Genomic DNA, 13036 nt, shown 5'->3' on the forward strand with positions numbered 1-13036 from the left:
TCACTGCCAGGTAGTGCCTGTTGAGTGGGTTCTTGGTGAAGAACGGCGGGCCCGCCCGGTATGTATCTCCCGGTGGGACGGTGGATGGGTGTACGGGGCGGGTCCGCGCCTTTTTCGGCATGTCGCGCACATGCCGCCGCCGCGCTCCCGCGTGCCGCCTTTGCGCTCCCTTTGGAAGCGCGGTGGATTTCCTTTGTCACCCCGCCGTGCGGTGTCACAGACCGCCTTTGTACGGTCCCAGGATGCGTGCTTCCTCCCGGCTCTCCCGTCGCGCCGCCCTCGGCCTCGCCGCGGCAGCCGTCCCGCTTGCCGCGGCCGCCCCGGCTTCTGCCGCGACCACGATCGGCGGTGAGCGGCTCGCCCGCGGCGGCGTCCAGGTGAGCGGCGCCTCGGGCCTGCCCGAGCGGCTCACCGCCCGCGCCTGGCTCGTCGCGGACCACGACAGCGGCGAGGTGCTCGCCTCGTACAACGCGCACCGGCGCCTCGCGCCCGCGTCCACCCTGAAGATGCTGTTCGCCGGCACGGTGCTGGACAGATTCGAGCGGACCGAGAAGCACACGGTGACCGCCGCCGACCTGGCGGGCATCCCCTCCGGCTCCAGCCTCGTCGGCGTCCGGGCCGGAATCACGTACACCGTCGAGGAGTTGTGGCTCGGCGTCTTCCTGCGCTCGGGCAACGACGCGGTGCACGTGCTCAGCCACATGAACGGCGGCGTCGACGAGACGGTCGCGCAGATGCAGGCCAAGGCCGAGGACCTGCAGGCCCTGGACACCAAGGTGGTCAGCCCCGACGGCTTCGACCACGAGGGTCAGCTGTCGTCGGCGTACGACCTGACGCTCTTCGCCCGGCACGGCCTCGCCGACGCCGACTTCCGCGCCTACTGCTCGACGAAGACCGCCGACTTCCCGGCCGGTGGCAAGAAGACCTTCCAGATCCAGAACACCGACCGGCTGCTGACGGGCGCGGACGGCGTGGCGGCGTACGACGGCCTGATCGGTGTCAAGAACGGATACACGAGCAACGCCGGAAACACCTTCACCGGCGCGGCGACCCGCGACGGGCGGACCCTCCTCGTCACCGTTCTGCATCCGAAGAGCGGCGGCGGTGGCGTCTACGAGGAGACGGCCGCGCTGCTCGACTGGGGGTTCGGGGAGGGCGCGAACGCCAAGTCCGTGGGGACGCTGGTCGAGCCGCTCGGCGCGGGCGGCGCGAGCGCGACGCCCGCGCGGCAGGGGGCGGCAGGCGCTTCCGGTTCCCGTACCGGTGCCGCGAAAAAATCGTCGTGGGGGATGGCGGGCGAGGCCGGGGGAGCGGTGGTGCTGCTCGCGGGCGGCGCGTTCGCCCTGCGTAACCGTGGACGCGGGTCCGGGGGCGGCGACCACCGTCGCTGATCGGCACGTGTGCGGTGCGGGGGCTGTAACCACTGCCGTTGACCGGCACATGTGTGGTCGGGGGTGGCGACCACTGCCGCTGACCGGGCACGTGTGCGATCCGGGGGCGCTAGCCGCCGCCGCTGACCAGCGTATGTGCGGTGCAGCCGTCTGCGGCCCGGTGCATACCCCGCGGTCCCGCGCGAGATCCGCCCCCACCCGGGCCGCAGACGGCTGCTCCTCCCCCCTCGGTGTGGACCGTGGTGTGCACCGTGGTCGTACCGAAGTCTTGCGCTCCAAGTGTGAAGCTCTGATGGAGGAGATGCTGAGCATAAGCCCGCCACCGGCCTTTATGGGCCGGAGGTTCAGCTTCCGCTTGTGCAGGTTGAGGAGGTGACGAGGCGGGCGCGGGGCTCGGGCGGCCGTCTCAGCCACGCCCCACGTACGGCATCGCCGTCGCCAGTACCGTCGCGAACTGCACGTTCGCCTCCAGGGGCAGCTCCGCCATGTGCCGCACGGTGCGTGCCACATCGGCCACGTCCATCACCGGTTCGACCGCCGTCTCCCCGTTCGCCTGGAGGGTTCCGGTTCGCATCCGCTCGGTCATGTCGGTCGCCGCGTTGCCGATGTCGATCTGACCGCAGGCGATCCGGTACGGACGCCCGTCCAGGGACAGCGACTTGGTGAGTCCGGTCAGCGCGTGCTTGGTCGCGGTGTACGCCGCCGACTGCGGGCGCGGTGTGTGGGCGGAGATCGAACCGTTGTTGATGATCCGGCCGCCCTGCGGGTCCTGCCCCTTCATCTGCCGGTACGCCGCCTGCGCGCACAGGAACGCACCGTTGAGGTTGGTGTCCACGACGTGCTTCCAGGCCTCGTACGGCAGCTCTTCGAACGGCACGCCGCCGGGCCCGAACGTACCGGCGTTGTTGAAGAGCAGATCGAGCCTTCCGAAGCGGTCGTGCACGGCGGCGAAGAGGGCCGCGACGTCGTCGGGCCGTGCGACGTCGGTCCGTACGGCGATCGAGGGCGCCCCGGGGACGAGGGCGGCCGTCTCCTCCAGGGTCTGTGGCCGGCGTCCGGCGAGCGACACGGACCAGCCGGTGCGCAGCAGTTCCACGGCCACGGCGCGGCCGATGCCGGATCCTGCTCCGGTGACCACCGCGATCTTCGTTTGCATGGCGTTCATGGCCCCGCAGCGTACGGGAGGCTTCGGACGGCGTCCGTCATGCGGAACTCACGCGTCCGCCACTCTCCTGTTGTGTACGCGCCAAGCTGACGTTGATCGCGGCCACTCCAATGGCAGGCAACCACTGTCAGGGGAGGGCCAGATGACATCCGCAGCCCACAAGCATCCGTCTCAGCACGCCCCCGAACTCCGCGCCGTCGCCCGCCACATCGGCCGCCGCCGCTTCCTCACCCACACCGCGGCGGCCGCCGCCGTCGCGTTCGCCGTCAACCTGCCGACCGCGGGCGTGGCGAGCGCCGCCGAACTCGACGCGTCGAAGATCACCGAAGACCCCTTCACACTCGGGGTCGCCTCGGGCGACCCGCTGCCCGGCTCCGTCCTCCTGTGGACGCGGCTCGCACCCGCCCCGTACCAGCCCGACGGCGGTCTGCCGGCCGAACGCGTCACCGTGCACTGGGAGTTGGCCCACGACGACCGCTTCCGCCGGATCGTCAGACGTGGCACGGCCACCGCACACCCCGAGTTCGACCACACCGTGCACGTCGAGGTCGGCAACCTCGCCGCCGACCGGGTCTTCTACTACCGCTTCCGGACCGGCAGTTGGATCAGCGAGACGGGCCGCACACGCACGGCGCCCGCCACCCACGCCCAGGTGTCCGGCCTCAAGTTCGCCGCCGTCTCCTGCCAGGCCTACACCGACGGCTACTTCACCGCGTACGGCCATCTCGCCGAGGACGACGTCGATATGGTCTTCCACCTCGGCGACTATCTGTACGAGTACGCGGTCAACTCCGTCGGCGGCTACCGCAACTACACCGACCGGGTCGTCCCCGCCGTCTTCAACCACGAGACCCTGACTCTGGAGGACTACCGCCTGCGGTACGCCCTCTACAAGTCCGACCCGGACCTGCGCGCCGCGCACGCCGCGCACCCCTTCGTCGTCACCTGGGACGACCACGAGACCGAGAACAACTACGCCGACGACATCCCCGAGAACGACGTACCGCCGGAGGAGTTCCTGCTGCGCCGCGCCGCCGCGTACCGCGCCTACTGGGAGAACCAGCCGCTGCGCCGCCCGCAGCAGCCGGCCGGGCCCGACATGCAGCTCTACCGGCGGCGGCACTGGGGCCGGCTCGCCCAGTTCGACATCCTCGACACCCGCCAGTACCGCTCCGACCAGGCCTACGGCGACGGACTCGACCTCCCCGGCCCCGAGATCGACGACCCGGCGCGCACGATGACCGGCGAGACGCAGGAACGGTGGCTGCTCGACGGCTGGCGCGGCTCGCGAGCGCTGTGGAACGTCGTCCCGCAGCAAGTCAACTTCGCCCAGCGGAAGTTGGACATCGCCCCGGTCGCCAGACTGTCGATGGACTCCTGGGACGGCTACCGCGCCTCACGCCGGCGCATCCTCGACGGGGCGAAGGCGGCCGGGATCGAGAACCTGATGGTGCTCACCGGCGATGTGCACGTGGCGTACGCCTACGACGTCAAGGACGACTTCGACGACCCGGCGTCGGCGACGCTCGGCACGGAGATCGTCGCCACGTCGATCTCCAGCGGCAGGGACGGCGCCGACAAGCCGTCCACCTGGGACACCTACACCGGGGCGAACCCGCACATGAAGTTCTACAACGGGCGGCGCGGCTATGTGACGGTCGAGCTGGGGCGGGACGCGGCGCGGGCGGACTTCAAGACGGTGTCCGCGGTGACGACGCCGGGCGCGCCGATCGGCACCGCCGCTTCGTTCGTCACGGAGGTGGGGGAGCAGGGGTTGAAGCCCGCCTGATCTCCGGTCGGTTGGGATCCGGCCGGCTCGGCTCCGGTCGGTTCGGCTGCGGCTCGGCTCGGTGCCGAGTCAGTTCGCCTCTGAGGGATAGCGGACGCCGATGCGGTCCCGGATCGCGTCGAGCGTCCGCATCACGGCGAGGGTGCCGTCGAGGGGGACCAGCGGGGACTCGGTCTCACCGGCCCGCAGGGCGCGCATGACCTCGGCGGCCTCGTGCTTGAGGCTGTTGCGGGGGCCGTGTGCCGGGTCGGCCGTGAACTCCTCGGGGTCGCGGCCGTCGCGGTGCACGACGAAGCGGTCCGCGGAGAAGAAACCGTTCGGGATGTCGATGCGGCCCTCGGAGCCGGTGACCGAGGCGGCGATGGGGGTGCCGCCGGTGAGAGAGCAGTGCACCGAAGCGAGAGCGCCGCTCTCGAAGGAGAGCACTGCTCCGGTCTGGAGATCAATGCCCTCGTCGGAGAGCACTGCACTCGCGACAACATCCGAGGGCTCCCCGAGCAGCAGCTGCGCGAACGACACCGGATAGACACCCAGATCGAGGAGCGCGCCACCGCCCTGCGCCGGGTCACGCAGCCGGTGCGAGGGCGGGAAGGGCCCGGAAATCCCGAAATCGGCCTGCACGGTGCGCACTTCACCGACCACACCGTCCTCGACGAGTGCCTTGAGGCGCCGGATCAGCGGATTGCAGTACGTCCACATGGCTTCCATCAGGAAACGGTCGTGCCGACGCGCGAGCGCGACCAGCTCCTCCGCCTCCCGCGAGTTCAGCGTGAACGCCTTCTCGCACAGCACATGGCGCCCCGCCTCCAGGCACATCCCGGCCGCGGCCCGGTGCGCCGAGTGCGGAGTGGCGACGTACACCACGTCCACGTCCGCGTCCTCGGCGAGCGATGCCCAGTCCCCGTACGCCTTCGGAATCCCGAACCGTTCCGCGAACGCCTTCGCCGAGGCGTCCGTCCGCGAGGCCACGGCCACCACCTCGGCGTCCGGCAGGTCCACCAGGTCCGCCGTGAACGCCGCGGCGATCCCGCCCGTCGCCAGAATTCCCCACCGCACGCGATCCACTGCCATCTCCGGCCCCTCGCTCTGTGACCTCTGCGACCTCTGCGGTCCCTGCGGCCTCTATGGCCCCGAACACGCTGTTCGAACTGAGAGCATAGGCGGCGGATCACTCGGAGAGGGAGGGGCGCATGCCCGAGCGTGGCCGTACCGCGCGGGGACAGCAAGACCGGGAGGGCCGCGAGGCAGGCCCGGCGGGGCACATACCGAACACAGCGGTCGCCGCGAACACAGCGGTCGCTGCGAAGACAGCGCTCGCCGATAAGACTCCCGTCGCCGCGGCGTCAGGCGTACGGGGCACCGCCGCCCTCCGCCGCACCGGACTCCTCGTCACCCTGATCCTCGGCGGGCTCACCGCCACACCCCCGCTGGCGATGGACATGTACCTCCCCTCGCTGCCGGAGGTCACCAAGTCCCTGCACGCCCCGGCCGCGACCGTGCAGCTCACCCTCACCGCCTGCCTCGCGGGCATGGCGCTCGGGCAGCTGGTCGTCGGTCCGATGAGCGACCGGTGGGGACGGCGCAGGCCGCTGCTCGTGGGCCTGCTCATCTACATCCTGGCCACCGCGGTGTGCGCCACCGCCCCGAACATCGAACTCCTCGTCACCTTCCGCCTCGCCCAGGGCCTCGCGGGCGCGGCCGGAATCGTCATCGCGCGGGCGGTCGTCCGCGATCTGTACGACGGCGTGGAGATGGCCCGCTTCTTCTCCTCGCTCATGCTGATCTCCGGCGTCGCCCCGATCATCGCGCCGCTCATCGGCGGGCAGATCCTGCGGATCACCGACTGGCGGGGCGTCTTCATGGTCCTCACGGTGGTCGGCATCGCGCTGACGGCGGTCGTCTGGTTCCGGCTGCCCGAGACCCTCGCGCCCGCCGAGCGGCACAGCGGCGGCGTGGGCGAGGCGCTGCGTGCGATGCGCGGACTGCTGGCCGACCGGGTCTTCACCGGTTACATGCTCACGGGCGGGTTCACCTTCGCCGCGCTGTTCGCGTACATCGCCGCCTCGCCCTTCGTGATCCAGGAGATCTACGGCGCCTCCCCGCAGACCTTCAGCCTGCTCTTCGGCGTCAACTCCGTCGGCCTGGTGATCGTCGGCCAGATCAACGGCAGGATCCTGGTCGGCCGCGTCAGTCTCGAAAAGGTTCTCGCCGTCGGCCTGGCGGTCGTCACGCTCGCCGCGACCGCGCTGCTGCTGATGTCCACGGGCGTCTTCGGCGAGGCCGGGCTCGTTCCGGTCGCCGCCGCGCTGTTCGTGCTGATGTCCGCGATGGGCGTGGCCATGCCCAACACCCAGGCGATGGCCCTGATGCGGGTCAGGCACGCCGCGGGTTCCGCTTCCGCGCTCCTGGGTACTTCCTCCTTCCTCATCGGCGCGATCGCCTCGCCCCTCGTCGGCATCGCCGGGGAGCACACGGCCGTCCCGATGGCCGTCGTCCAACTGGCGGCGGTACTGGTGGCCGCCGCCTGCTTCGTGGGACTGTGCCGTCCCTGGCAATGGCGGCCCCCCCGCTCGATCGGAGCCGAGAGCGGGGGATGACGTACATCGGACGGAAAGGCGGGGGACAGCTGAGCGCGCCGAGACTGCGCATCGACTCACCGGAACGGGCCGGGCTCGACTCCGGAGAACTGAAGCACCTCGTACGGGAGGTCCGCGCGCTCACCAGCGGGGCGGACCCCTGGGCGGCGGGCCTCGTCCTGGTCGCCGGGCGCGGCCCGGTCATCGCCGTCGAGGAGGCGGCGGGGTGGGCGGTCCGCTACGCCTCGTACGACGGCGAGACGGAGACGGGGGTCGAACTGCCGCCCGGGACACGGGTGCCCGCGACCGTCCACACACCCTTCGACCTGGCCTCCCTCACCAAACTGTTCACCGCGGTCGCCGCCGTGCAGCAGCTGGAGCGGGGCACGCTCGGCATCGACGCGCGCGTCGGCGCGTATCTGCCGGACTTCCGGGCGGCCGTCGAACACGGCGTGACCGTAAGGCAGTTGCTCACCCACACCTCCGGGATGCGGCCCGAAGTCCCGCTGTACGACTGCGCGGACGACCGGGCGCGGCTCGCGATGCTCCGTGCGGAGGCGCCCGAGTCGGAGCCGGGGGAGTACGTCTACTCGGACGTGAACCTGCTCCTCCTCCAGCACGTCCTTGAGCGCATCACGGGGCGCACGCTGGACGTCCTCGTGCGCGACGGGATCACCCGGCCGCTCGGGATGACGTCCACGTGCTTCGGGCCCTGTCCCGGCGCGGCGGCCACCGAGGATCAGCGGTGGCCGTGGGCCAAGGCCGATCGGGGCATGCTGCGGGGTGTCGTCCACGACGAGAACGCCTGGGCCCTCGGTGGTGTGGCGGGCCACGCAGGCCTCTTCTCCACGGGCCGCGACCTCGCCATCTTCTGCCGGACCCTCCTCGCGGGCGGTTCCTACGGCCCCGCCCGCATCCTCGGCCCCGACTTCGTCGAGCTCATGCTCACGCCGCCCGGCCTCGGCTTCGCCCTCGACCAGTCCTGGTTCATGGGTGACCTTGCGGGGCGCGGGGCCGCGGGCCATACGGGGTTCACGGGGACGTCGCTGGTACTCGACCAGGCGACTGACACCTTCCTGGTGCTGCTGGCGAACACGGTCCATCCCCGGCGCCGGCCGGCCGACAACGGGCCGCGGGCGGCGGCGGGGAGCCGGGTGGCCCGGGCGGTTCGGGGGGCTGGGGGCGGGTAGTTCTTCGCCCCCTCCGCCCCTGCCCGTCCCGTTCCTGGGGGCTGCGCCCCCAGACCCCCGCTTCGGCCTGAACGGCCTCGTCCTCAAACGCCGGACGGGCTGAAACTGGGCGGAGGGGGCGAGAAACCGACCCCCTGCCCCGCCAACCGTAGAATCACGACGTGACCGCCCCCGCCGATACCCTCCGCACCGCCCTCGCCGGCCTTCTCGACGGCCTCCCCCCGAAGGTGGCCGCGCAGTCGGTGGAGCGACTGATCGCGAACTACCGGGGTCGCACCCCGACACACACCCCGATCCTCCGCGACCGCTCGGACGTGGTCGCGTACGCCGCGTACCGGATGCCCGCGACGTTCGAGGCGGTACGCACGGCCCTGGACGCGTTCGCGGACGCGGCCCCGGGGTGGGCGCCGAACAGCCACGTGGACGTCGGCGGCGGCACCGGCGCGGCGACCTGGGCGGTGAACGCGACCTGGGAGGGCACGCGTCCGGTCACGGTGCTCGACTGGGCGGAACCGGCGCTCGCGCTGGGCCGGGAAATCGCCGCGGCGAACCCGGAGTTGAAGTCCGCCGAGTGGCACCGCTCTCGTATCGGAGCAGCGCTCACCATCGAGAGCACTGATCTCGTCACCGTCTCCTATGTCCTGGGTGAACTGACCGACGCCGACCGGACCCGCGTCGTCGACGCCGCCGCGTCCGCCGCCCAGGCCGTCGTGATCATCGAGCCGGGCACCCCCGACGGCTACGCCCGTGTCATCGAGGCCCGCGACCGCCTGACCGGCGCCGGGTTCCGGATCGCCGCACCCTGTCCGCACAGCGCGGGCTGCCCCATCGTCCCCGGCGAGGACTGGTGCCACTTCTCGGCCCGGGTCAGCCGTTCCTCCCTGCACCGCCAGGTCAAGGGCGGCTCCCTGCCGTACGAGGACGAGAAGTTCAGCTATGTCGCCGCGACCCGCTTCCCGCCGGTACCGGCCCCGTCCCGCGTCGTCCGCAAGCCGCAGATCCGCAAGGGGCAGGTGCTTCTGGACCTGTGCGAGACCGAGCCCGCCCTCCGCCGGGAAACGGTCACCAAGCGCCACGGGCTCCTGTACAAGGCGGCCCGCGACGCGGACTGGGGCGACGCCTGGCCGCCGTCCCAGGGGGACTGACTCCGCTTCGCCGGCGACCCAGGAGGGCTAACTCCCCTCCTCCTCCGCCCTGCGGCGGTCTTCCTGCAGCTTGCGCAGCAGTTCACGCTTCTGGGCCTGCGGGTCCTGGCCCACGCCGACCTGGTTGCCGCGGCCTCCGCCGCGCAGCGCCTTGCGGCCCAGGTTGCTGCGGCCTCCGCCGACGCCCAGCATGTTTCCGCCTCGGCTCATCTCGGGTCTCCCTCTTCGGTTCACGGCGAGACGATTCGTCTCGCTATACCCCTACCACTGTCCAGCGAGACGCATCGTCTTGTCAACCTGGTAAATTCGCCCCATGGTCCAGAAGCCCCCCGGGTCCCCGGGAAAGCCCACCCCGCCCTCGGGTAAGCCCACCCCCGACTCCACCCGCCGCAGCGAGAGGTCCCGCCGCGCGATCTACGATGCCGCCCTCGCCCTCGTCAGCGAGGTCGGTTACCCGAAGACCACCATCGAGGGCATCGCCGCCCGCGCGGGCGTCGGCAAGCAGACGATCTACCGCTGGTGGTCGTCGAAGGCCGAGGTGCTGCTCGAGGCGTTCATCGACCTCAGCGCCCAGGCGGCGGAGGCCGCGGCCCGGCCCGAGATCCTGGGGGAGCAGGCGGCGTACGAGATTCCGGACACCGGTGATCTGGAGGCCGACCTCAAGCTGGTCCTGCGGGCCACCGTCGACGAGCTCCTCGACCCCAAGTTCGAGATCCCCTCGCGCGCGCTGGCCGCCGAGGGTGTCGTCAACAAGGAGGTGGGCGTCGAGTTCGTGACCAAGCTCCTCGAACCCCAGCTCCAGCTGTACGTGAAGCGGCTGCGCTCCGCCCAGGACGTCGGTCAGGTCCGCCAGGACATCGACCCGCGCATCGCCCTGGAACTCTGGGTCTCCCCGCTCGCCCAGCGCTGGCTCCAGCGCACCGGCCCGATCACCTACGCCTACACGGACGCCCTCGTCGAATACGCCCTCCATGGCCTAGTTCCGCGTTGAACAGCCACCGGGACGGCGAGATAAATCACACCAAAATACGCGAAGGTCCCTGATTCCTGCCGCAGGCGCATCGCCCCCACCCACCCCGGATGTCAGCTCTGGCCACCCGGGGCGCAGGATGGTGGGACCATAGGGCGAGCCGCAAGATGTGGCCACTACGGCTAGGCGAGGCGATACATGAGCGCAGAGTTCGGCAGCCGCTCCGGCGCGCAGGGCAGGATCTCCCAGTGGCTGCGTGGCCGCCGCCCCAAGGAGACCGCCGACGACGGCAGCGGGCGTGAGGCCCTGCTGCTCGCCGCTGCCGCCGCAGGACTGCCGCTCGCGCAGGCCGCGTACCCCTCCGGGTACCGGTGTTCCTGTGACCGCGTCGGCTGTCCCACCCCCGCGCGCCACCCCATCTCCTTCGCCTGGCAGACCCAGTCCACCACCGACCGCGCCCAGATCGAGCGATGGGCCCGGCACCAGCCGCAGGCCAACTTCATCACCGCGACCGGCATGGTGCACGACGTCCTCGACGTGCCGCTCGAAGCAGGCCGCGAGGCACTGGAGCGGCTGCTGGCCTCCGGGATCGAGGTCGGACCCGTCGCCCAGTCCGGCGCCGACCGCATGCTCTTCTTCACGGCCACCCGCGGCACGCCCGAGGACCCGGACGAGTGGTGGCCCTGCGAGCTGGACTGCCACCCCGAGACGATGGACGAGCACCCGGGACTGCGCTGGCACTGTCGCGGGTCGTACGTCCTCGTGCCGCCGGCCCAGCTCCCCGGTGACCTGACGGTCGACTGGGTACGAGGCCCCGAGCATCCCCTGCCGGATCCGCTCACCATCCTCGAAATGCTGACCGACGCCTGTGCCCGCTACGTGGGAGACGGTTCGGACCAGTTGGCGGCCTGGCCCCACCGGGGCTGAACCCCCACAAGGGACTGGGACTACTCGCCCTTCGCCCCTGTCAGCCCCTGCACCCGGCTCAGGAACTCCACCTGCTGGTCCCCCGACCCCTTCGCCGGGTCGAGGACCGCCTCGTTGGAGACGAACTCCAGCGTGAGGGACTGCTTCACCTCGCCGGTCATCAAGGCCTTGATGTTCACGTCGGTGACGTTGATGTCGACGCCCTGAGCGACGGTCTGCTTCTCGTAGTGGCGGGTGGTGAAGAACACCAGCGCGTTGCCGTCCTTGGTGCGCAGCCCGACGGGGGCGTAGTCGCCGGAGTTGAGCGGCTCGTCGACGTACTGCCGGGCGAGGCCCGGCTTGCTGGCATTCTTCTCGCGCAGGGCCCGCCACTCGGTGGTGTGCGCACCGGGCGCGAAGGTGTTGCCGCCGCTCGCCAGGTAAGTCGTGTACGCCTGGCCCAGTTTGTCCGGCTCGACCGCGAGGGCCGCGTCGTCCGCGCCGACCGGCTGCGCCCAGCCGTCCCTGTCCGTCTCGAACTCCGGTACGTCGTCGGTGGCGAGGACGGTCAGATACGAGGTCTCCCACACGTCGTTCGCGCTGCCCCGGGTGAACACCAGCAGCCAACGGGTGTCGTCCGCGCCCTTGTTGGCCTGGGCGTCGGCCAGGAACCAGCGCGGCCAGCCCGCCTTCTCGGGGATGGTGAACTTCGCGTCGGTCAGCTCCAGCGGAGCATGCGCCGGGTTGCCGGCCGGGCTGTTCTCGTGCCCGGCGTCCAGCTTCGCGCCGTCGATGTCGGCGAGCGGGCCGGTGACAAGGCCGGCGTCCAGCGAGCGGTCGTACGCCTTGTCCGCCTTGTTGTACGCGGTGGTGAAGTCGTTGAGCGCGCGGGCGGCCTCCGTCCGGGTCGCCGCCGGCACGATCTCCCGCTCCCCGTGCACCACCATGCAGCCGCTCGCCGTCATGGACAGAACCGTCACCGCACCCGTTGCCAGGGCGAATTGACTGCGACTACGGAGTCTTCGAGTGCTGCGATCCCCGCGAACCCTGCGATCCCTGCTCATCAGGCGTCTTCACCTTCCCCTTCCCGGAGGCGAACCCTACCGGGGCAAGGAAAATCGCGAGCGTCGGGATCAGATACAGCGCCCACACCGTGACCTGGAGGACGGTCGGGTCGGGCTGGAAGTTGAAGACTCCCTTGAGGAGTGTGCCGTACCAACTGTCCGGCGGGATGGCGCCGCTGATGTCGAACGCCTTGTTCGTCAGGCCCGGCAGGAAGTCGGCCTCCTGGAGATCATGGAAGCCGTACGCCAGCACGCCCGCGGCGACGACGACCAGCATGCCGCCGGTCCAGGTGAAGAACTTGGCCAGGTTGATGCGCAGCGCGCCCCGGTAGAACAGCCAGCCGAGCACCACCGCCGTGGCCAGACCGAGCAGCGCGCCGAGCAGCGGCTTGAACGTGCCGTCCTCGGAACCGGCCGCGTGCACCGACGTCCACACGAACAGCGAGGTCTCCAGGCCCTCCCGGCCGACCGCCAGGAACGCCGTGGCCACCAGCGCCCCCGTGCCCATGAGCAGCGCCGAGTCCAGCTTGCCGTGCAGCTCCGCCTTCAGATGCCGTGCCGTGCGGCGCATCCAGAAGACCATCCAGGTCACCAGGCCCACGGCCACGATCGACAGCGAACCGCCGAGCGCCTCCTGCGCCTTGAACGTCATCTCCTGCGAGCCGAACTCCAGGCCGAAGCCGAAGCCGAGCGAGATCAGCACCGCGACGGAGATGCCGATCCAGATCGGCCGCAGAGCCTCGCGGTGCTCGGTCTTCACCAGGTAGGCGATGAGGATGCAGACGACCAGGCTGGCTTCGAGACCCTCGCGCAGGCCGATCAGATAGTTCGCGAACACGG

Annotated in this window: 12 protein-coding genes; 7 read left to right on the top strand and 5 right to left on the bottom strand. The window is 70.9% G+C overall.

From position 1 onward, the window contains the following. The first annotated feature begins 242 nt into the window (after positions 1-242). Positions 243-1391 (top strand): serine hydrolase, encoded by a 1149-nt coding sequence (locus tag AB0N66_RS27070; RefSeq protein ID WP_365439730.1) that lies wholly within the window; start codon positions 243-245, stop codon positions 1389-1391. Between the two features lie 406 nt (positions 1392-1797). Here AB0N66_RS27070 and AB0N66_RS27075 read toward each other — a convergent pair whose 3' ends face one another. Then, the gene (locus AB0N66_RS27075) at positions 1798-2556 is read right to left on the bottom strand and encodes an SDR family oxidoreductase (protein ID WP_365439732.1); all 759 of its coding nucleotides are present in this window, start codon (positions 2554-2556) and stop codon (positions 1798-1800) included. Between the two features lie 142 nt (positions 2557-2698). Between AB0N66_RS27075 and AB0N66_RS27080 the strand changes: the two genes are divergently transcribed. Beyond that, positions 2699-4345: an alkaline phosphatase D family protein gene (locus tag AB0N66_RS27080; protein ID WP_365439734.1), complete on the top strand. Its 1647-nt coding sequence runs from the start codon at positions 2699-2701 to the stop codon at positions 4343-4345. 69 nt (positions 4346-4414) lie between these two features. Here AB0N66_RS27080 and AB0N66_RS27085 read toward each other — a convergent pair whose 3' ends face one another. Then, positions 4415-5416, bottom strand: coding sequence for a Gfo/Idh/MocA family oxidoreductase (locus tag AB0N66_RS27085; RefSeq protein ID WP_365439735.1), 1002 nt, complete (start codon positions 5414-5416; stop codon positions 4415-4417). Positions 5417-5535: 119 nt separating this feature from the next. Between AB0N66_RS27085 and AB0N66_RS27090 the strand changes: the two genes are divergently transcribed. From AB0N66_RS27090 to AB0N66_RS27100, 3 genes are all read left to right on the top strand, one after another. After that, complete coding sequence (locus tag AB0N66_RS27090; protein ID WP_365439736.1) at positions 5536-6942, top strand: multidrug effflux MFS transporter; 1407 nt, start codon at positions 5536-5538, stop codon at positions 6940-6942. After that, positions 6939-8111 (top strand): serine hydrolase domain-containing protein, encoded by a 1173-nt coding sequence (locus tag AB0N66_RS27095; protein WP_365439738.1) that lies wholly within the window; start codon positions 6939-6941, stop codon positions 8109-8111. The genes AB0N66_RS27090 and AB0N66_RS27095 overlap by 4 nt, the downstream gene beginning before the upstream one ends. Positions 8112-8272: 161 nt before the next feature. Further along, positions 8273-9256 (top strand): small ribosomal subunit Rsm22 family protein, encoded by a 984-nt coding sequence (locus tag AB0N66_RS27100; protein WP_365439740.1) that lies wholly within the window; start codon positions 8273-8275, stop codon positions 9254-9256. Between the two features lie 27 nt (positions 9257-9283). On the opposite strand, the gene AB0N66_RS27105 is transcribed toward AB0N66_RS27100, so the two are convergent. After that, complete coding sequence (locus AB0N66_RS27105; protein WP_365439742.1) at positions 9284-9466, bottom strand: DUF6243 family protein; 183 nt, start codon at positions 9464-9466, stop codon at positions 9284-9286. 103 nt (positions 9467-9569) lie between these two features. Here AB0N66_RS27105 and AB0N66_RS27110 point away from each other — a divergent pair, with 103 nt between their 5' ends. Beyond that, entirely contained in the window at positions 9570-10247 is a 678-nt protein-coding gene (locus AB0N66_RS27110; RefSeq protein WP_365439744.1) for a TetR/AcrR family transcriptional regulator, read from the top strand. Positions 10248-10424: 177 nt separating this feature from the next. After that, on the top strand, positions 10425-11153 hold the full coding sequence (locus AB0N66_RS27115; protein ID WP_365439746.1) for a bifunctional DNA primase/polymerase: 729 nt from the start codon (positions 10425-10427) through the stop codon (positions 11151-11153). Positions 11154-11173: 20 nt separating this feature from the next. Here the strand turns inward: AB0N66_RS27115 and AB0N66_RS27120 are convergent, their stop codons facing one another. Together AB0N66_RS27120 and efeU are read right to left on the bottom strand one after the other, a co-directional pair. Next, positions 11174-12196 carry a hypothetical protein gene (locus AB0N66_RS27120; protein ID WP_365439748.1) on the bottom strand — a complete coding sequence of 341 codons (1023 nt, stop codon included), beginning with the start codon at positions 12194-12196 and terminating at the stop codon, positions 11174-11176. Next, positions 12144-13034: an iron uptake transporter permease EfeU gene (gene efeU, locus AB0N66_RS27125; protein WP_365439750.1), complete on the bottom strand. Its 891-nt coding sequence runs from the start codon at positions 13032-13034 to the stop codon at positions 12144-12146. Before efeU ends, AB0N66_RS27120 begins: the two co-directional genes overlap by 53 nt. Between the last annotated feature and the right edge of the window lie 2 nt (positions 13035-13036).

The sequence above is a fragment of the Streptomyces sp. NPDC093544 genome (assembly GCF_040683495.1).
GTDB lineage: Bacteria > Actinomycetota > Actinomycetes > Streptomycetales > Streptomycetaceae > Streptomyces.

Bases quoted from the DNA above. Each gene is read 5' to 3' on its own strand.
- AB0N66_RS27105 (WP_365439742.1), bottom strand. From the start codon at position 9,466: ATGAGCCGAGGCGGAAACATGCTGGGCGTCGGCGGAGGCCGCAGCAAC.
- AB0N66_RS27110 (WP_365439744.1), top strand. From the start codon at position 9,570: ATGGTCCAGAAGCCCCCCGGGTCCCCGGGAAAGCCCACCCCGCCCTCG.
- AB0N66_RS27085 (WP_365439735.1), bottom strand. From the start codon at position 5,416: ATGGCAGTGGATCGCGTGCGGTGGGGAATTCTGGCGACGGGCGGGATC.
- AB0N66_RS27070 (WP_365439730.1), top strand. From the start codon at position 243: ATGCGTGCTTCCTCCCGGCTCTCCCGTCGCGCCGCCCTCGGCCTCGCC.
- AB0N66_RS27120 (WP_365439748.1), bottom strand. From the start codon at position 12,196: ATGAGCAGGGATCGCAGGGTTCGCGGGGATCGCAGCACTCGAAGACTC.
- AB0N66_RS27095 (WP_365439738.1), top strand. From the start codon at position 6,939: ATGACGTACATCGGACGGAAAGGCGGGGGACAGCTGAGCGCGCCGAGA.
- AB0N66_RS27090 (WP_365439736.1), top strand. From the start codon at position 5,536: ATGCCCGAGCGTGGCCGTACCGCGCGGGGACAGCAAGACCGGGAGGGC.
- AB0N66_RS27080 (WP_365439734.1), top strand. From the start codon at position 2,699: ATGACATCCGCAGCCCACAAGCATCCGTCTCAGCACGCCCCCGAACTC.
- AB0N66_RS27115 (WP_365439746.1), top strand. From the start codon at position 10,425: ATGAGCGCAGAGTTCGGCAGCCGCTCCGGCGCGCAGGGCAGGATCTCC.
- AB0N66_RS27075 (WP_365439732.1), bottom strand. From the start codon at position 2,556: ATGAACGCCATGCAAACGAAGATCGCGGTGGTCACCGGAGCAGGATCC.